This is a genomic window from Bradyrhizobium erythrophlei (genome assembly GCF_900129505.1).
Taxonomy (GTDB): Bacteria; Pseudomonadota; Alphaproteobacteria; order Rhizobiales; family Xanthobacteraceae; genus Bradyrhizobium; species Bradyrhizobium erythrophlei_D.
Genome location: NZ_LT670818.1, coordinates 5,002,404 through 5,018,735, shown reverse-complemented (window position 1 = coordinate 5,018,735; position 16,332 = coordinate 5,002,404). Strand labels below are relative to the sequence as shown.

Annotated in this window: 17 protein-coding genes and 1 pseudogene; 11 read left to right on the top strand and 7 right to left on the bottom strand. The window is 62.8% G+C overall.

Annotated elements, in window-relative coordinates; genetic code table 11:
• The first annotated feature begins 221 nt into the window (after positions 1-221).
• From B5525_RS23175 to B5525_RS23150, 7 genes and pseudogenes are all read left to right on the top strand, one after another.
• Positions 222-1,205, top strand: a complete 984-nt coding sequence (locus tag B5525_RS23175; RefSeq protein WP_079568081.1) for an AraC family transcriptional regulator — start codon at positions 222-224, stop codon at positions 1,203-1,205.
• A gap of 619 nt (positions 1,206-1,824) precedes the next feature.
• On the top strand, positions 1,825-3,012 hold the full coding sequence (locus tag B5525_RS23170) for a thiolase family protein (RefSeq protein WP_079573693.1): 1,188 nt from the start codon (positions 1,825-1,827) through the stop codon (positions 3,010-3,012).
• A gap of 21 nt (positions 3,013-3,033) precedes the next feature.
• On the top strand, positions 3,034-3,861 hold the full coding sequence (locus B5525_RS23165) for a hypothetical protein (protein ID WP_079568080.1): 828 nt from the start codon (positions 3,034-3,036) through the stop codon (positions 3,859-3,861).
• A gap of 11 nt (positions 3,862-3,872) precedes the next feature.
• Positions 3,873-4,160, top strand: coding sequence for an alpha/beta fold hydrolase (locus B5525_RS23160; RefSeq protein ID WP_079568079.1), 288 nt, complete (start codon positions 3,873-3,875; stop codon positions 4,158-4,160).
• A gap of 23 nt (positions 4,161-4,183) precedes the next feature.
• Positions 4,184-4,255, top strand: a pseudogene (locus B5525_RS47885) (hypothetical protein); the annotation flags it as partial.
• A gap of 87 nt (positions 4,256-4,342) precedes the next feature.
• On the top strand, positions 4,343-4,795 hold the full coding sequence (locus B5525_RS23155) for a hypothetical protein (protein WP_154073378.1): 453 nt from the start codon (positions 4,343-4,345) through the stop codon (positions 4,793-4,795).
• Complete coding sequence (locus tag B5525_RS23150; protein ID WP_079568077.1) at positions 4,792-5,193, top strand: hypothetical protein; 402 nt, start codon at positions 4,792-4,794, stop codon at positions 5,191-5,193. The genes B5525_RS23155 and B5525_RS23150 overlap by 4 nt, the downstream gene beginning before the upstream one ends.
• An 11-nt stretch (positions 5,194-5,204) precedes the next feature.
• Here B5525_RS23150 and B5525_RS23145 read toward each other — a convergent pair whose 3' ends face one another.
• Positions 5,205-6,365 carry a patatin-like phospholipase family protein gene (locus B5525_RS23145; protein ID WP_079568076.1) on the bottom strand — a complete coding sequence of 387 codons (1,161 nt, stop codon included), beginning with the start codon at positions 6,363-6,365 and terminating at the stop codon, positions 5,205-5,207.
• A 31-nt stretch (positions 6,366-6,396) separates the two neighbouring features.
• Entirely contained in the window at positions 6,397-6,630 is a 234-nt protein-coding gene (locus tag B5525_RS23140; protein ID WP_079568075.1) for a hypothetical protein, read from the bottom strand.
• A 107-nt stretch (positions 6,631-6,737) separates the two neighbouring features.
• Between B5525_RS23140 and B5525_RS23135 the strand changes: the two genes are divergently transcribed.
• The 4 genes from B5525_RS23135 to B5525_RS23120 all read left to right on the top strand — a co-directional run bounded on the left by B5525_RS23135 (position 6,738) and on the right by B5525_RS23120 (position 10,328).
• On the top strand, positions 6,738-7,805 hold the full coding sequence (locus B5525_RS23135) for a LysR family transcriptional regulator (RefSeq protein WP_079568074.1): 1,068 nt from the start codon (positions 6,738-6,740) through the stop codon (positions 7,803-7,805).
• Between the two features lie 200 nt (positions 7,806-8,005).
• Positions 8,006-8,323, top strand: coding sequence for a hypothetical protein (locus tag B5525_RS23130; RefSeq protein ID WP_079568073.1), 318 nt, complete (start codon positions 8,006-8,008; stop codon positions 8,321-8,323).
• 150 nt (positions 8,324-8,473) lie between these two features.
• Positions 8,474-9,148 (top strand): peroxiredoxin-like family protein, encoded by a 675-nt coding sequence (locus B5525_RS23125; RefSeq protein ID WP_079568072.1) that lies wholly within the window; start codon positions 8,474-8,476, stop codon positions 9,146-9,148.
• 79 nt (positions 9,149-9,227) lie between these two features.
• A complete protein-coding gene (locus tag B5525_RS23120) occupies positions 9,228-10,328 on the top strand; it encodes an alkene reductase (RefSeq protein ID WP_079568071.1) in 1,101 nt (366 codons plus the stop codon).
• A 209-nt stretch (positions 10,329-10,537) separates the two neighbouring features.
• On the opposite strand, the gene B5525_RS23115 is transcribed toward B5525_RS23120, so the two are convergent.
• From B5525_RS23115 to B5525_RS23095, 5 genes are read right to left on the bottom strand one after another with little or no spacing between them, the layout of a single operon-like run.
• On the bottom strand, positions 10,538-11,581 hold the full coding sequence (locus tag B5525_RS23115; protein ID WP_079568070.1) for a Gfo/Idh/MocA family protein: 1,044 nt from the start codon (positions 11,579-11,581) through the stop codon (positions 10,538-10,540).
• A complete protein-coding gene (locus B5525_RS23110; RefSeq protein WP_079568069.1) occupies positions 11,578-12,837 on the bottom strand; it encodes an LVIVD repeat-containing protein in 1,260 nt (419 codons plus the stop codon). The genes B5525_RS23115 and B5525_RS23110 overlap by 4 nt, the downstream gene beginning before the upstream one ends.
• Positions 12,838-12,854: 17 nt before the next feature.
• Positions 12,855-14,096 (bottom strand): FAD binding domain-containing protein, encoded by a 1,242-nt coding sequence (locus B5525_RS23105; protein WP_079568068.1) that lies wholly within the window; start codon positions 14,094-14,096, stop codon positions 12,855-12,857.
• A 13-nt stretch (positions 14,097-14,109) separates the two neighbouring features.
• Complete coding sequence (locus B5525_RS23100) at positions 14,110-15,348, bottom strand: MFS transporter (RefSeq protein ID WP_079568067.1); 1,239 nt, start codon at positions 15,346-15,348, stop codon at positions 14,110-14,112.
• Positions 15,349-15,384: 36 nt separating this feature from the next.
• A complete protein-coding gene (locus tag B5525_RS23095) occupies positions 15,385-16,320 on the bottom strand; it encodes a dihydrodipicolinate synthase family protein (protein ID WP_079568066.1) in 936 nt (311 codons plus the stop codon).
• Between the last annotated feature and the right edge of the window lie 12 nt (positions 16,321-16,332).

Genomic DNA, 16,332 nt, shown 5'->3' with positions numbered 1-16,332 from the left:
AAAGTGGCACGAGGCTCCATTTCAAGGACTTCTGGATCTGATCAAAGATCTTGGCGGTCGAGACCGTCGAGGATTTCAAACTGCGAATGGAAAGACGGGACATGTGACACTTCGTGGTTGGGGGTTTTGCAGCACGGAGCGACGCTATGAACCCGCGATGAGACGTTGAATGTCTTCGCGGATCGTATATATGCCCAAGCGTCTCAAATGGAGGTCGATGCATGGCCGCTGCGGATTGGCTCAGCCGCTTGTTCGAGATGGTGACGGTGCGCGGTCGGCTCGATCTGCGCTGCGCCTATGGCGCTCCCTGGAGGATCGACCAGGGGCCGGGCGAAGCCAACGAAATCCCCTATCACGCGGTCGTCGGCGGCTCTGCGGTGCTGGAGAATCCGGCTGGCGGCCGGCCGGTGCAGCTGAAGGCCGGCGACATCCTGCTGCTGCCCGGCAACCCGCGGCACGTGATGCATGACGGAGGCGGCGCGCGGCCAAAACCCGCGCGCGATCACCAACACCTTAATCTTGTGATCAGCGAAAACGCCGGCACCGGCGAGCGGCTTGACCTGCTGTGTGGTCACTTTGTGATTGCTCCGCCTCACGATCGTCTGCTGCGCAGCTATCTGCCACCCCTTCTTGTCGTGCACACCGGGGATACCATCGCCGCGACCGCGCATACAGTAACGGCCGCCCAACTGTCCGGTTTGGTCGGGCTGATGCGCAGCGAGTCGGAGGCCGATCATCTCGGTGGCCGCGCAATGCTGAATGCGCTTTCGACCGCGTTGTTCGCCCTGGTGCTGCGACTGGCGAGCGAAGCGAAAGACGCGCCAATCGGACTTCTCGCGGTCGCCGGCAACCCGCGTCTGGCGCCGGCGCTGGCGGCGATGTTCAACGAGCCAGCGCGCGCGTGGTCACTGCCGGAGCTCGCACGTCTCTGCAACACGTCGCGCGCGACGCTGGCGCGCCAGTTTCAGGAGAAGCTCGGCCGCTCCGCCAGCGATCTCCTGACCGAAATCCGGATGACGCTCGCGTCGAACGAATTGAAAAAGCCTTCCATGTCAACGGGAGCCGTAGCAGACGCGGTGGGCTATCAATCCGAGGCCGCCTTCCAACGCGCGTTCAAGAGCTATATGGGGCTAACACCCGCCCAATGGAGAAAGGGCGGGCAATTTTCGAAAGCCGACAACGGCAGTGACGGCCAGCAGGAGTAACTCCATTCGGTAACTTTACCCTCGGAGGACATCCGATCGCGTAGGAGATGAGCCCTTGAGTCCGCCATGCCCAAGTAGAGACGATAGAGCATATAAACGCGACCAACTGGCATTCGATGTCTGAAATCGACGCCGTAGATTCACTCCCCAAGCGTTACTCAACCAAACCCAGGAGTGTCCAATGTCACGTCGTTCAATTTTCGTCACCGCCGTCGTTCTATCGGTTGCGGTCACCTCAATGAGCCGGATGGCATCCGCAACGGAGCATCCCAAGCTCCGCCAACCGCACTTCACCGGCGAACAATTTCGCCGGGCCAATGCTGCCGTCGTTGCTGTCCCTGAGGTGCCGTCAACCGTGTACACTGGCGGATGGTCAGCCCCCGCTGGTCGTTGACCCGCGACGATGAGAATAAACGAGAGGCGAAGCGGTCCTAACACGTCCCGCTGAGGGCGAGTTGGGACCGTTCACTACGCAAGACGATGCAAAGCTGAACCCAGCAGCGGCGACCCATTCCGGACAGGAATAATCGTTATTGCAGAGACCACCCTGCCGGGTTCGCGATCCCGCACATAGCGTCTAACCGTTCATCCCAACTTCCTTGTCGGAGGCCTTTCCATGATGTCATCGCACTCGGTCGTAATTGCCGAACCGGTTCGCACCGCCATCGGAACATTCGGCGGCACGTTGAAAGACGTTCCGGCCGTCACGCTTGGGGCGACGGCCATCAGCGGCGCCCTTCAACGGTCTGGACTGCGGCCGGAGGAGATCGGCACGGTCGTCATGGGAAACACAGTACAGGCCGGCAACAAGATGAACCCCGCGCGACAGGCCGCGATCCACGGGGGACTTCCGGTCCAGGTGCCTGCCATGACGGTCAATCGTGTCTGCGGCTCCGGCGCGCAGGCAATCGTCTCCGCAGCGCACGAAATCCTGATGGGTTCGGTGGATGCAGCGATCGCCGGCGGCATGGAGAACATGGACGCCGCTCCGTACCTGGTCGCGCGCGGCCGATGGGGCCACCGCTTGGGGGACGGGACCCTCTACGACAGCGTGTTGCGCGACGGCCTCAACGATGCCTTCTCGGACGCGCATTCGGGCTGGCACACGGAGGACCTGGTCACAAAGTTCCAGATCAGTCGTGCAAAGCAAGACGAATGGGCCCTGCGTTCGCACACGCGCTTTTCCGCTGCGCAGAGCGCGGGCAAATTCGAGGGCGAGATCGTGCCCGTTCAGGTTCGCACGCGAAAGGGTGCGAGCACGTTCCAGGTCGACGAACATAATCGCCCGGACGCGACGATCGAGGCATTGGCCAAACTGAAGCCGGCTTTCCGCGATGGCGGCACGATCACCGCCGGAAATGCCCCCGGTTTGAACACCGCCGCAGCGGCGATGGTGCTGACGGGAGAGGATTGGGCCGCCAAACGCGGTCTGACGCCAATTGCCCGGCTGGTGTCGTATGGGATCGCTGCCGTGGAGCCGGGTATGTTCGGCCTGGGCCCGATCCCTGCCTTCAGACAGGCGCTGGCGCGCGCTGGCTGGACCAATCAGGATGTCGAGCGCATCGAGATCAATGAAGCTTTCGCCGCAATAGCGCTCGCGGTCATGCAGGAGCTCAAGCTGCCGCCTGAGATCGTGAACGTGGAGGGTGGCGCCATCGCGCACGGGCATCCGATCGGCGCAACCGGCGCCGTACTGACGACCCGTCTTCTTCATTCGATGCGTCGGGATGGCCTCAGGAAGGGTGTCGTCACGATGTGCATCGGCGGCGGGCAAGGGATCGCTTTGGCCCTCGAGATGATCGCTTGAGGATAACCGCAGGAGCCTGCCATGGTCCTTCTTGTGACGAGCGCCTCGGGCGCGAACGGCTCAGGTTACGGCAAGCTCTTGGCGTTCGATGCCGACGGCAAATGGCTCGGCCCATTCAGTGAAGACGCCCGGATCATCGACCCGCGGGGACTCGGCGTCGAAGGCTCATTGCTCTTCCTCAACAGTGGCTCGGACCGGATTCTGGCGCTCGATGGCAACGCGCGTGTGGTGCGCGAGACCGGCGTGATAGCTGGGCTGAACCCAGGCGGCGGCAATTTCGGACCCGATGGCCGGTACTATGTCGGATTGCGCGCTGCGCGGACGATCATGGCGTTTGCGCCGACGCTCGATGGATCGAGCGAAGCCGTACTTCCAACCGCAGTGGTCCCGTTCCCCCGCGGTTTCGCCTTCGGACATGACGGCACTCTCTTTCTCGCATCTGGCATCGGTCCGGGCGGCGAAGGCGACAACACCATTCTGGCGTTTGGTCAGGAGTGGACGGTCAACCCTTCCTGGGAGGTCCGAGATCCGGATCTCAGCCCGCTCGACCTCGCGATCGCGCCAAACGGAAACGTGGTCGTCAGCAGTGAACAACCCTTTGGAGATCCGAACGCAGTGACGACCATCCGCGAATATGATCGATCCAACGGCCGTCTTGTTCGCGTCCTTGCTCCGGATCGCGGGCTTGGGTTCAGGAAGCCGCGCGGCCTACGCTTTGAATCGGACGGGAAGCTGTATTGCGTGGCCCAGGACGAAGTCGTCGCGTTCGATTTCGCGACCGGCCAATCTCTGGGGCCGGTGGTTAAGCTGCCGGGCCTCAACGGCCAGGCCGTGATTTTCTTTGGATAGGGAGGCAAGGGATGGAGGCATCGGAAACAGCGCAGCGGTTCGCGCATGAGCAATGGCCGTACGACCCGAAATTCAAGCAGGTCAACGGTTGGCGCATGCACTACGTCGACGAGGGCACCGGCGATCCGGTCGTTCTCCTGCACGGCAACCCGGCCTGGGGCTTTCTGTACCGGAAATTCATCAAGCCTCTGACTGAGGCAGGAAGGCGCGTGATCGTTCCGGACATGGTCGGTTTTGGACTGTCCGAGAAGCCTGTCCGCGAACAGGCCACACGCTTGACGGCCACATCGCCAATCTGACCGGCCTCCTGCGACAGCTCGGTGTGCGCAACGCGACCGTCGTCTGTCACGATTGGGGCGGACCGACTGGCCTTGGGTTCGCGCTGTCAAATGCCGACCGCGTGCGCGCTCTGGTCATCATGAGCACGTGGGCTTGGCCGCTGCCTCCAGCCGAATTCCACAAGCGGATTTTTCCATGGCGCATGATGCATGCACCCCTCGTCGGCCCCTATCTTCTCGGGCGCCACAACGCGCTTGCAGGTCGGGGGATGTACCTTTCCGTCGTCGACCGCAAGAAGTTCAGGGCGGAGGCCCAGAGCGTCTATGAGAACATCCTGCCCGATCCGGCATCGCGTCTTCTCACGTGGACCTGGCCGCGCTGGATCCCGCTCGACGAAAGCGCACGCGGCCTGGCCCGCTTCGAATGGCTCGAGCGCGAACTGAGGAAGTCGAAACTCCCGACGCTACTGGTCTGGGGCCGCGAAGACGAGGTCTTCGACTACAAGACGTTCGCGACCCGCTTCAAGGAGCTCTTGCCGCACGCCGAAGGACCCGAGCTGGTGACGGGCCGGCACTTTCTGCAGGAGGATTCCGGCGAGGAGATCGCCGGCAAGATCAACCGATTTCTCGACCGCATCGAGGGGAGATTGCCATGACGGCGATCCAAGTCGTCGAAAATCCGGCGATCGAAGGCAAGAGAAGAGCGTTCGTGTTCGCGGAAGATCGCGTGGGACACTACCCGGAATTCCGGGAGTTCTTCGTCAAGCAGTTCTCCCTAGGCACGAACGCGCTGTCGCGCCCCGGCTACGTGCGAGCGCCCTCGGGAATGCTCTACGCGCTCGTCTTCATCGGCCGCAGCGGAGAACCGTTTCCCGACGGGATCGAGGTCTACGCCCTGCCCGACGCGTTGGAGCCGTTGAACGATCCGGAGATCGACGCCGATCTTTGGGCGCTGCTCAGGTGGATGATCGCCGGCGTCGGCGGCGCATGGCGGGTGGAGGATCTAGATGCCACGGGTCGGCTATACCAGTTGAGCGTGGCCGCGGGCGCCTGACTCGCGGCCGCTCATTCGGCGGCGAGCGTCCCCAAATCCTTGGCTTCGTGAAGGATGACACCCGACAACGGGTCGAACTGGCCCTCCCAAGGCTTGCGCGCGAGCACCGCGTTGGTGTGCGCGTAACCTGCTTCCCAACGCCGCCGGATTCCGGCCTGGCTGAAATCGATGTCCTTGGTGTGATCATCGTGGTCCAACTGCGGCGCGAGCAATTGGACCACATGCATACGGGTCTGGCAGCCATAGCCCAGCAACTCCCTGACTTCCGGGTTGCTGCGCTCGCTTTCGGGCAGCCGCGACGCGAGCTCGTTGATGACGTGACGCAAACGATGCGTCTGCTGGAGGCGCGCGATCTGGCTCGCAATGCGGCTCGAATATTGGACGTCCTTGTGACGGTTGAGAACATCGGCCATCGTCGTCGGCTCGGGTCCCACCGGATTCCACAAATGGACAGAGAAGATAACCGAGTCTCTTCGCGGATCGTCGTCGAATACCGCCTCGCTGGGCGTATTGGAAAGAATGCCGCCGTCCCAGTAGAGTTCGCCGTCGATGCGCACCGGCGGAAAGGCGGGCGGAAGAGCCCCCGAAGCCATGATATGCCTGACGTCGAGCCTGCCATCGCGGGTGTCGAAATAGCGCATCCGGCTGGTTCGCACATGCGCCGCGCCCACAGTCAGGCGCGGCCTTCCCTGATTGATCAGGTCGAAGTTCACGAGTTCAGCGAGCGTGTGTTCGAGTGGAGCCGTCGAGTAGTAGCCAGCGCGGTTGGCGCCCAGCGGAAAGGCGTCCCCGGCATGGGCAAGCGGGTTCGGTATGAAAAAGCCGGGAATGCCCTGAGTCAGCGTGCTCCACTGCGACCAGCGCCTATCGAGTCCGAGGAACGAGCCCTGAAAGCTCCCCTGCGGCTCGTGCTGTACGCGGCTCCAGAATGCGTGCAGCCGCTCAAGTCGGTGCTGTGGCTCGTTTCCGGCAATAAGACTCGCGTTGATGGCGCCGATCGAGGTCCCGATGATCCAGTCCGGCTCGATCCCGGCCTCCTGCAGCGCCTGATACACACCGGCCTGGTAGGATCCCAGTGCACCGCCTCCCTGCAACACGAGAACGATCTGGCCCGGCAACTCGCCGGGGACGGCGCCCGGGAGAGCTGGCGAATGGTGATTGGGTCGCGGCATTCTAAGTCTCCTTGCGGCCACCGCCGCCTGCCTATCCACGTCCATGGAAAATGCACCGCAGCAGCACCTCAAGATGGGGCGTGGCGACGACGACAACGCTTGCCACGGCGCTGCCCGTCATAGCATAGGCCGTCAGAGCATCGCTGGCCGTTCCGGACAGCGTCTGGGCCGCTTTGAGCACGATGGCTTTCCCGCGAGCCGTCCCACCGGAATTGGCTGTGGCCGTTCGGACCGGCATCGCGGTCTGGTCTTCGAAAGTGTTCATAGCTTCTCTCCCCGACGGGCTCGGACGCGTACAGAGATGGCCAATTCCCGCCCGGCATGGCAGATAGGGCGGAGCAATATCGCTCATTCCTGCGGAGAATGACTAAGATGGATCGTCTGGCTTCGATGGAGACGTTCGTACGGGTCGTCGAGACGGGCTCCTTTTCCGGAGCGGCCCGACAGCTTCGCGTGGGTCAGCCAGCCGTGTCGAAGTCGGTTGCCCAGCTTGAGGATTATCTGGGCGTCAAGCTCTTGACCCGATCGACCCGCGGGCTCACGCCGACCGAAGCGGGCCTCGGCTATCTCGACCGCGCCAAGCGGGCCCTCGAGGAAGCGGCCGAGGCCGAGCTCGCCGCGCGCGGAGCGGGAGCAGGTCTCAAAGGACGATTGCGCGTCTGCGCCGCGGTCACGTTCGCACGGATCCATCTCATTCCGATGTTGCCGCAGTTCATGGCGCAACATCCGGAACTGGATTTCGAGGTTGTCCTCGACGACCGTCAGATCGACCTCGTTCAGGAGGGCATCGATGTGGCTCTCCGGATGGGGAAGATGATGGATTCGACGCTGACCGCTCGCCGCGTCGCGAGGTGCAAGCGGCTCGTGCTCGGGACGCCGGCCTATTTCCATCGGGCGGGCACGCCCTCGACGCCGAGCGAACTCAGCAAACACCAGGCAGTCGTCTATCTTCAGGGCGAAGGCAGTGTGTGGTCGTTCCGGCGCGAAAGTACGGAATTGGCCGTTAGCGTTCAAAGCCGATTGCGGGTAACCGCTGCGGAGGGCGTGAGAGCCGCGGTGCTCGCCCATGCAGGACTGACCATCGCGTCGGAGTGGATGTTCAGCCCCGAGCTGCGATCGGGCGCCGTCCGTACGGTCCTGTCGGAATGGAGTCTCCCGCCACTCGACCTATGGATGGTGCTTCCGACTGGCCGCGCGGCGACCGCCAAGGCGCGCGCCTTCGTCGACTTTTTCGAACGTTCGTTAACGCTTAAGTCCGAGGAAGATCGGACCTTATTGTCGAAGGTTGGCTGGACGCGAATCGAGTGCCGCGGTCGCCGGGAATGTTTCTCATCGGTGCGGACGGGGCATGAGGCCGAGATCCCGGTCAACCGCGTCCCCTCGTCGGGTGAGATCTCGGATGTCCCATGCGACCGTTCTCTCCGAGAGAGCGCGCTCTAGCTGACGCGCACCAGGTCAGACAACCTCAAGCGCCCGACGACCGCATGACGAGCGATTGCAGCCATAGACGCATCTCGCGAGCTCATGAGACGAATGAGCACTTCTTCGAGCCTAACCGGCATTCAATGTCTCAAGCACATGAGTAGGGTGACACGCAACGGAGCTGCTCATCCCGAGCCTCCTACAAGAGGAGTGTCACCATGTCCCGCATCTCGATCCTGAACCGCTCAGTACGCGCAGCGGCCGCGGTCGCCGTCTCTTTTGCCTTACTCTCGCCGGCGAACGCAACCTACCGGCAAGATACCGTCACGATTTTCCCCGATGTGTCGAGGAACGCGGCCACAGATCGTGCGCCGATCGTGTTGACCTCGCGCTTGCCTTGGCTTGCTCCGGTCGGCCATCGGCAACCGCACCAAGCAGATGTCCCCCAGCAAGGAGCCGTCTCGGGATGGGAACACCAGCAACAGCAGTTCGACCAGGAACTCGACCGCAAGCTGATCATCTGCAGGGGCTGCTGAACCGTAGCGCCGCGATCATTCCCGGGCGGAATAAGCGCTAGTCCGACGTGCCCGCTACCTCGTATGGCGGTCTCCTTTAGCTTCTGCACGTGAGTTCAACGAAATGGGCGGCGCCGCCGTCCTCCACGCAGACGTCAAAGGAGAACCGTCATGTCGCTTCAGGCCAAGCTCGACGCCTTCAAGGCCAATTTCGAAGCCGGAAGGCCGCCCTACAGTGTTCCTCGCTCGGTCATCGAGACGATGCACCGCGCCACCGCCGAACTGATCGAGTCGGGAGCCGCGCGGCGCGCCAAGAAGGCAGGCGATGTCGCCCCGTCCTTCTCGCTGAAGGATCCGGAAGGTAACGTCATCAACTCGGCCGACCTTCTGAAGCGTGGCCCGGCGGTGCTCAGCTTCTACCGTGGCGTCTGGTGCCCGTACTGCAACATGGAATTGCAGGCGCTCGAAGCTGCCAAGCCGGAGTTCGACAGATACGGCGCTTCGCTGGTCGCGATATCGCCGCAGACCGCCCCTAACAGCCGCAAGTCGGTGCGCCAGAACAAGCTCTCGTTCCCGATCCTGTCGGACGTGAAAGGCAAGGTCGGCGCCGCATTCGGCCTGCGCTTCGACCTGCCCGACTATCTGGTCGAACTCTACAAGCAGCTCAAGAACGATCTGCCGACGTTCAACGACGACCCGAGTTGGAGCCTGCCGATGCCGGCCCGCTACGTCATCGGGCGGGACGGCGCGATCCTCTATTCCGAAGTGAACCCCGACTATACCCGTCGCCCCGAGCCTGAGGACATGATCCCGGTCCTCCAGCGCGCGGCCGCCGTCAAGGTGTGACGGCGTATGAGGCGGCCGGTGGGGCGCAATGACCATCGGCCGCTGTCCTTCCACTCAAGCACCCGAAAGGAACATTCCAATGTCCAAGCTGTTCACGCCGACCCAGGTCGGTGCCTACAAATTGTCCCATCGCGTCGTGATGGCGCCTCTGACGCGGATGCGCTCGGATCCCGGCGACATTCCGAGCGACCTGATGATCGAATACTACACGCAGCGCGCATCAAAAGGCGGCCTGATCATCTCCGAAGCGACGCCGGTCTCGACCCGCGGCAACGGCTATGCCGGTGCGCCCGGCATCTACTCCGACACTCAGATCGCAGGTTGGCAGCGCGTGACTAACGCGGTCCACGCCAAGGGTGGACGCATTTTCCAGCAATTGTGGCACGTCGGCCGGCAGTCGCATGTCGACTTGCAGCCCAACGGCGACGCGCCGGTCGCACCCTCCGCCATCGCTGCCGAGGGCTATGCGTACTCCAAACGCGGCGAAGTCCCGTTCTCGATGCCGCGCGCTCTCGAATTGCATGAGATCCCAGGCATCATCGAAGAGTTTCGGTCGGGCGCCGAGCGGGCGCTGCGGGCGGGCTTCGATGGTGTCGAAATCCATGGCGCGAACGGTTACCTCCCCGACCAGTTCCTGCAGGACGGAACGAACAAGAGGACCGACGAATATGGCGGCCCCATCGAAAACCGCGCCCGCTTCCTGCTGGAGGTGACGCAGGCCGCGATCTCCGTCTGGGGAGCCGATCGCGTCGGCGTGCGCATCGCGCCGAGCGGCACCTACGGATCCATGTCGGACAGCGATCCGGCGGCGACCTTCGGCTACGTGACGACGCAGCTCGACCGCCTGGGCATCGCCTATCTCCACGTTGTCGAACCGCGCATCAAGGGCACCGAGGAAGTCTCGCATGGCCGGTCACCGATCGCCGCGCAGCATCTGCGGCCGAAGTTCTCGCGGACTTTGATCGCCGCTGGCGGCTTTACTCCGGCTTCCGCAGAAGCAGTCGTCACCTTCGGCGACGCCGACCTTGTCGCCTTCGGTCGCCACTTCATCTCGAACCCCGATCTGCCGGAGCGGCTGCGGCAGGGCCTTCCGCTCACCCGCTATGACCGATCGACCTTCTACGGCGGCGACGCGCGAGGCTATACGGACTACCCGGTCGCCGAGGCGGCGGCCGCCTAAGCGGTGGCGCTGCTTCATCGCTCCCGCGAGTGCGGCTGGATACTGCCCCTACCACGCCAGAGCCTGGCACTCCGCTGACAACGATGCATCGCCGGCGAGCTGACCGCTCACCGGCGATTGCGCCTTAAACGCCTAGTCGGCGCATTTCCGCACGCGCCCAGCGGCGCTTTCGATAGGGGACCGACAACCCGACGGCGCGAATACCAGCACTATTTCTGTGGCCGTGACAGGACCTCGGCTATCAATACGCTCCGCCCGGCTGCAATAGATCGCGATACGGCACTCATGACCGCTATGTTATCCAGGATCTGCTCTTCCGTGAACGGATAGGACGCTTTGCCTTCGATCGAAAGTGCGAACCGTTCCAGATTAGCGCGCACGGAATCCCTGCTGGACAGTTTTGCGACCGATGGCGATCCCGTCCGCGATTGTACCGTCAACGTGCTCGCGCCGGCTTCGTCCGGATGGGCCGAGTCGCGGACTTCCGCCCATCCTTCGCTACCGAAAATCGCCAGCCGGGAGTAGAAGGGAGTTGCGAGCACGGTGTTCAGGTAGCCAGTCGCCTTGGAGGCAAAGCCGAAATGGACTGATAGCGTGTCCGCGTAGCCCGTGTTCGACATGCATGTCGCCGGAAATGCAGTCACCGTCTCGATCGGTCCGACCAGATCCAGAAACAGGTCTGTCAAGTGGATGCCCGTGGCCGTCATCGCGAGCGGTATTTCGCCCTGAGCGCTCACCCGCCAATTGTCACCGGCGATACCGCGCAGCTTGTCGTGATTGAAGGAAGCTTCGACGTGCATGATGGTCCCGAGGGATCCGTCGACCAGCAATCTGCGCAGCTCTTCCACCGCCGGCTCGAACCGGCGTTCATGCCCGACGCCGAAGCGAACACCGGCCACGCGGCACGCCTCGAGCGACTTCGAAACTTCCCCCACAGAAAGTCCGACAGGCTTTTCGCAGAAGACGTGCTTGCCCGCGCGGGCCACGGCCTCGATCTGCCGGCCGTGTTGGGCATGCGGCGTTGCCAGGATCACGAAATCGATCGAAACGTCCCCGAGGACGCGCGAGAAATCCGTGGTAAAGGCCACATCGAAATTGTCCGCATGCGCCCGATGCTCCTCGCGGCTTCCGACCGCATACACGATGCGAACGATATCGGAGCCGATCATCTGCCGCAGGATGTGCTGGCCCCACCATCCAAGTCCGACGATGGCCGCGTTTTTCGGGCGAATTCGCGTCGTCGACGAACTCATCCCCGAAACTCCATCACGTAGAGCCCGCCATTGTAGTCGGTACTGTAAACTATGCCCGCCGCGTCGACGAAAACATCCGCCGACTGGATGACTTTCGGCCGGCCCGGACGGCTATCGACCAGTTTGGCCGGTGCCGGCGGGACCAACGCGCCGACTTCGCGCGGCGCGTAGCGATCGCGGATATCGAAGACTCGAACACCCGCGTTCTGGTACGTCGTGAAGATCAGCTCCGAGCTGACGAAACTGCCCGGCCGGTTCTCATGCAGATTGTGCGGACCAAAATGCCCCGGCTTCGCCCTATAATCCGCATCCGAAGGCGACTTGAAGGTCGAAATGCTCACCGGGTTGGACGGCTCACGGATATCGAAGAGCCAAATGAGCTTCTCCCCATCCTCCTGGTGATCCAGCACGGCCTCGTCGAGCACCACGAGGAGATCGCGGTCGGGCAAAGGCAGACAGTTATGCGTTCCGCCGCCGAACGGCGGCGACCAGTTCTTGTGGGCGACGAGTTTCGGTTGCGCGCGATCCTTGACGTCCAGAATGACCATCCCGGCATCGCGCCAGGCGAGATAGGCGGTGTCTCCGTGCACGATGGGGTGATGCAAGCCCTGCCGACGCGAAGGATCTGCGACCGCGGCCTCGCCAGCGGCGGCGTTCATTCCGGGCAGCCAATACCGACCCGCCTCCCTGGGCCGGGTGGGATCGCTCATGTCGATGGTGATGAAGATGTAGTCGGTGAACCCGTCGATCAGGGCCGAGGCGTAGGCCCAGCGCCCGCCGGCGTACCACATCCGGTGGATGCCGCCGCCTTCAATCGGCATGAAGCCGATCTCTCGCGGCCCTTCGCCACGCGAGATATCGTAGACGGCAAGACCTGCGCGCCAATCGCGCACACGCTTTCCAGCGTCGGTCGTACCGACCTTCCGTCCGAGCTCGCCCTTGTAGTACGCCTTCTCGTCCTGAAACTCGGGAGCGGCGAACATGTCCTTGGCGTTGATGACGAGGAGCAGGTCGTCGTGCGCCTGCAGGTGGATGTTCCAGGTGTTCTGCGCGGCAGGAACGTACTGCACCGGTTTTGGCCGCGCGGGGTCCTTCACGTCGACGACGCTGAACCCCTTCGAGAACATGTGGCCGATGTACGCGAAACCACGGTGAACCATGAGTTGGACGCCGTCGGGACGGCCGCCTTGATCAGTATGTCCGATCAGTCGCATGTTGCGCGCCAACTCGGGCACCGGAAGATCTTGAATTGCCATGTGACCTACCGAAGCTCCTAGGCTGAACGAAGAAATGCGGACGACGCGGTGTGCTTGAGAATGCCCGGAATGCTATGGAATTCGCGCCAATGCGCATCGTCCACCCCAGTCTCGGGCGAGGCGTGATCGAGCATGTATTCTCCCAGGAGGCGACCTTGGGTCACGGCCTTCCCGGCGATCGGTAGACGCTCGCGTTCGAAACGAGCAAGGCCTTCGAGCAAGTCCGGATGACTCGCGAGCGAATCCGCGAGAACCTCCGCGTCCGTGCCGGCCTTGGCGATACCCATGCCGACGTGAGGCCGAGCCACCGCGGCAGCATCGCCGATCAGCGCGACGCGGCCGTGTACCATCTTATCGACCAGCAGGTCGTAGATCGGCGTGAAGAAGGGTTTGGAGACGCAGAAAAGGATATCGCGCATCGGCGGTGGCAGGAAATGACGCGCGTCCTCCTTCAGACGCGCGATGACGTCGGCTCGGACTTTCGGCGGCGGAATGGAAATGGCGTGGTAGACGCCCTCCTCGTCCACCAGCATATCGTCCAGATCGGGTTTGGAGACGGCCCGATACCAGACCCAATTCCACCGACGGTGACCAGGCCGTAGATCGTTGTCCGGTCCGGCGATCGGGTAGCCGATGTTCTTGTTGCAGGGCGGCAGGAAGAACGCGAACTTGTCGAAGACCGCCGCGTGCGCTTGCTTCGGAATGACACCCTCGTCGGCAAGACCGCGCCAGACCACATAACCTGCGTAAATCGGCTGGATCTCCGGAACGAACATATTCCGCACGACCGATCGAAACCCGTCGGCGCCGACCAGTAGGTCGCCAGTCACGCGTTCACCGTTCTCGAAGATCGCCGTAACGGAATCGGCGTCCTGTTCGATGGCCTTCAAATTGTAACCGAGATGGTGCGTGTCCTGCGGGATCGTGGCGCGCATGATCTGATGCAGTCGATCCCACGAGGTAACGATCTGTTCGTAGGGTAACCGCTCGATTACGTTGCCCTGCGAATCCAACGCGATGCGCTCGTGGACCGTGACGCCCAGGTCCTTCAATTGCGCACCGCTTCGCTCGAGCGACTGTATGAGATCGGAATGGGTGACAATCCCGGCACCCCGACCCCGAAGTTCGACGTCGCTGCGTTCGTATACATCGGTCTGCCATCCGGCCTTCCGCAGAAGTGAAGCCGCGAAGAGACCCGACATGGAGCCGCCGATCACGATCGCGCGGCGCGAAGTTGATGAACCGTTCGTCCTTGTCATCGCAAAGCTCCTTTCAGTCTTTCCGCATCTTCGAGAAATCGTACAGGCTCATCAGAACGACCCCGAGCAATGGCGGTGCGACCACCACCAGAAGCGAAGCGGTCGACCATCCGGCGGTTTCCACCAGCTTGCCGAAGAGCCAGCCGGCGAATGGTCCCGGCAGGTAGAAGGCCGCGAGAGCGACGGCCCCCGCATAACCGATCTGGCTCGGATCCACGCTACGCTGCACGACCGACATGAATCGCGTGAACAAAAACCCGCTCATCGTCAGGCCGAAGACCAGCGACAGCAGCAGGTGGAGTCTGAATTGCGGCACACCGTCGAACAGGACGTAGCCGGCGGTGGCCATCAGTAGCAAGCCGCCGATGATGCTCCTGTTGCTGATCTTGTCGCCCAACCAGCCGCCGAAGACGCCGAGCATCGCCCCGATGCCGTACATGCCGAGCGCCGCTCCGGCATCCACTACCGAGAAACCGAGCACCGTGTGGGCGTAGCTCGCGTACAGCGCCGAATAGGAGAAGAACGAGAACCCGACGAACCCAAAGGACACAGCACTCAGAATAAGATTGCGTGTCCAGATCGAAGCGGTCGGCATCTCGGCGTTCCGTGCGAGCGACGGAGCCACGCCAGCGTCGGTGAACTCCAATGGAATGACTACCGCGGCGACAATGGCCATGGCGATCCCGGCCACTCCGTACGCGTAGAACGACGCCGACCAGGAACCAGCCCAGCTCTCAAGCCGCGTGCCGAGCACCGGGCCCAAGAACGCGCCCAACCCGAAGAACGTCTGCATCGCGCCCATGGCTGCTCCGCGCCGCTCGCCGAAATAGGCGCCCATGCAGGCGAAGACGGCTCCTACCTGCAGCGCCTCCCCGACACCCGTAAGCGCCCGCAGAACCGTCAAGTTGACGAACCCGGTGGCTAACGGCGTCAGCAGAGTGAACAGCGAGTAGCAGACGAGACCGCCCAGCAGGACATATCGGCGCCCGAACCTGGCCATGAACCAGCCGCTCAAGGCCGCGAAGATCGCCACGTTGACCGTGAAGACGGTGCTCACGAAGCCCGCTTCCGGAAGCGTGAGGCCGTAATCCGCACGGATGCTCCCGAGCAGCGCTGGAAAGACCTGGCGGTCCATCGCATTGAACATGTACGAGACGCCCAGCAGCAGAACCAGCCCGACCGCTTGTCGCGTGCTGGACGGCCTCGCATCTGACTCCACCATCGGCGGAGACACGGCTTCGTTCGTCATCATTGTTTCGTTCCTCCAGATTTTTTATGTTTTAAATTCTTATTGCTCGACCGGCATTTCGAAGTTCAGCAATGCCAGCTTCGTCAGCAGGTCGGACTGGACCGACCGACTTAGCGGCGTGAGCGGCGGTCGCACGATCTTCCAGGCTTCTCGGCCGGTGAAGTGGGCCAAGGCGCTCTTCATGGCCGGGATCAATTCGAACGACTGGAAGGTCCTTCGCACTTCATCGACCCGCGCCTGCAGCGCTCGCGTCTCGTGGGTCGGTCGACCACCGTCAAGAGCGCGGAACAGGGCGCTGATCGCGGCCGGATTGATGTTCACCGTCGCGCTGATGCAACCGGCGCCGCCGATCGCTAACGAGTCCGAAAGGAAGACCTCACTGGCGGGAAAGACGTCGAAGCCTTCATTGGCGAAGTTCTCGATCATCGCCTTGGAATTCGCCCAGTCTCCGGAGGAATCCTTCGCGCCCGCGATCGCGCGCGGATAGCGCTTGAGGAGCCGCTCGATCAGCGACAGCGTTATCGGCACCTGGGTCAGTTGCGGGATGTGGTAGAGATAGATCGCCAGGTTCGGCTCGGCGACGGCGTCGATCACTTCCGCGTAGTAGGAAAAGACGCCCTCCTCGGAGACGTTCTTGAAGTAGAACGGCGGCAGCATCAGGACTCCCGCCGCGCCGTTCTGGACAGCATGTCTCGTCAGACGGATGGCATCCTTGACGGAGCAGGCACCCGTTCCCGGCATCAGTCTGTCTGCCGGGATACCGGCCTTGATTAGACCCTCGGTCAGGGCGATCCGTTCGTCGGTGCTAAGCGAGGCGGCTTCGGAATTCGTGCCGAAGATCGCGAGTCCGGCGCCGCTGTCGAGCAGCCATCGACAATGAGCGAGAAACGCCGGAAAATCGGGCTCGCGATCCTCATCGAACGGAGTGAGCACCGGCGCGAGAGCGCCGCCTATCCGATTCCTTCGTCTCGACACGCGTTCCTCCTT

Coding starts and splice junctions, on each gene's coding strand:
- B5525_RS23130 (WP_079568073.1), top strand. CDS start 8,006: ATGTCCCGCATCTCGATCCTGAACCGCTCAGTACGCGCAGCGGCCGCG.
- B5525_RS23170 (WP_079573693.1), top strand. CDS start 1,825: ATGTCATCGCACTCGGTCGTAATTGCCGAACCGGTTCGCACCGCCATC.
- B5525_RS23120 (WP_079568071.1), top strand. CDS start 9,228: ATGTCCAAGCTGTTCACGCCGACCCAGGTCGGTGCCTACAAATTGTCC.
- B5525_RS23115 (WP_079568070.1), bottom strand. CDS start 11,581: ATGAGTTCGTCGACGACGCGAATTCGCCCGAAAAACGCGGCCATCGTC.
- B5525_RS23100 (WP_079568067.1), bottom strand. CDS start 15,348: ATGATGACGAACGAAGCCGTGTCTCCGCCGATGGTGGAGTCAGATGCG.
- B5525_RS23135 (WP_079568074.1), top strand. CDS start 6,738: ATGGATCGTCTGGCTTCGATGGAGACGTTCGTACGGGTCGTCGAGACG.
- B5525_RS23160 (WP_079568079.1), top strand. CDS start 3,873: ATGGAGGCATCGGAAACAGCGCAGCGGTTCGCGCATGAGCAATGGCCG.
- B5525_RS23145 (WP_079568076.1), bottom strand. CDS start 6,365: ATGCCGCGACCCAATCACCATTCGCCAGCTCTCCCGGGCGCCGTCCCC.
- B5525_RS23105 (WP_079568068.1), bottom strand. CDS start 14,096: ATGACAAGGACGAACGGTTCATCAACTTCGCGCCGCGCGATCGTGATC.
- B5525_RS23175 (WP_079568081.1), top strand. CDS start 222: ATGGCCGCTGCGGATTGGCTCAGCCGCTTGTTCGAGATGGTGACGGTG.
- B5525_RS23125 (WP_079568072.1), top strand. CDS start 8,474: ATGTCGCTTCAGGCCAAGCTCGACGCCTTCAAGGCCAATTTCGAAGCC.
- B5525_RS23155 (WP_154073378.1), top strand. CDS start 4,343: ATGATGCATGCACCCCTCGTCGGCCCCTATCTTCTCGGGCGCCACAAC.
- B5525_RS23110 (WP_079568069.1), bottom strand. CDS start 12,837: ATGGCAATTCAAGATCTTCCGGTGCCCGAGTTGGCGCGCAACATGCGA.
- B5525_RS23140 (WP_079568075.1), bottom strand. CDS start 6,630: ATGAACACTTTCGAAGACCAGACCGCGATGCCGGTCCGAACGGCCACA.
- B5525_RS23150 (WP_079568077.1), top strand. CDS start 4,792: ATGACGGCGATCCAAGTCGTCGAAAATCCGGCGATCGAAGGCAAGAGA.
- B5525_RS23165 (WP_079568080.1), top strand. CDS start 3,034: ATGGTCCTTCTTGTGACGAGCGCCTCGGGCGCGAACGGCTCAGGTTAC.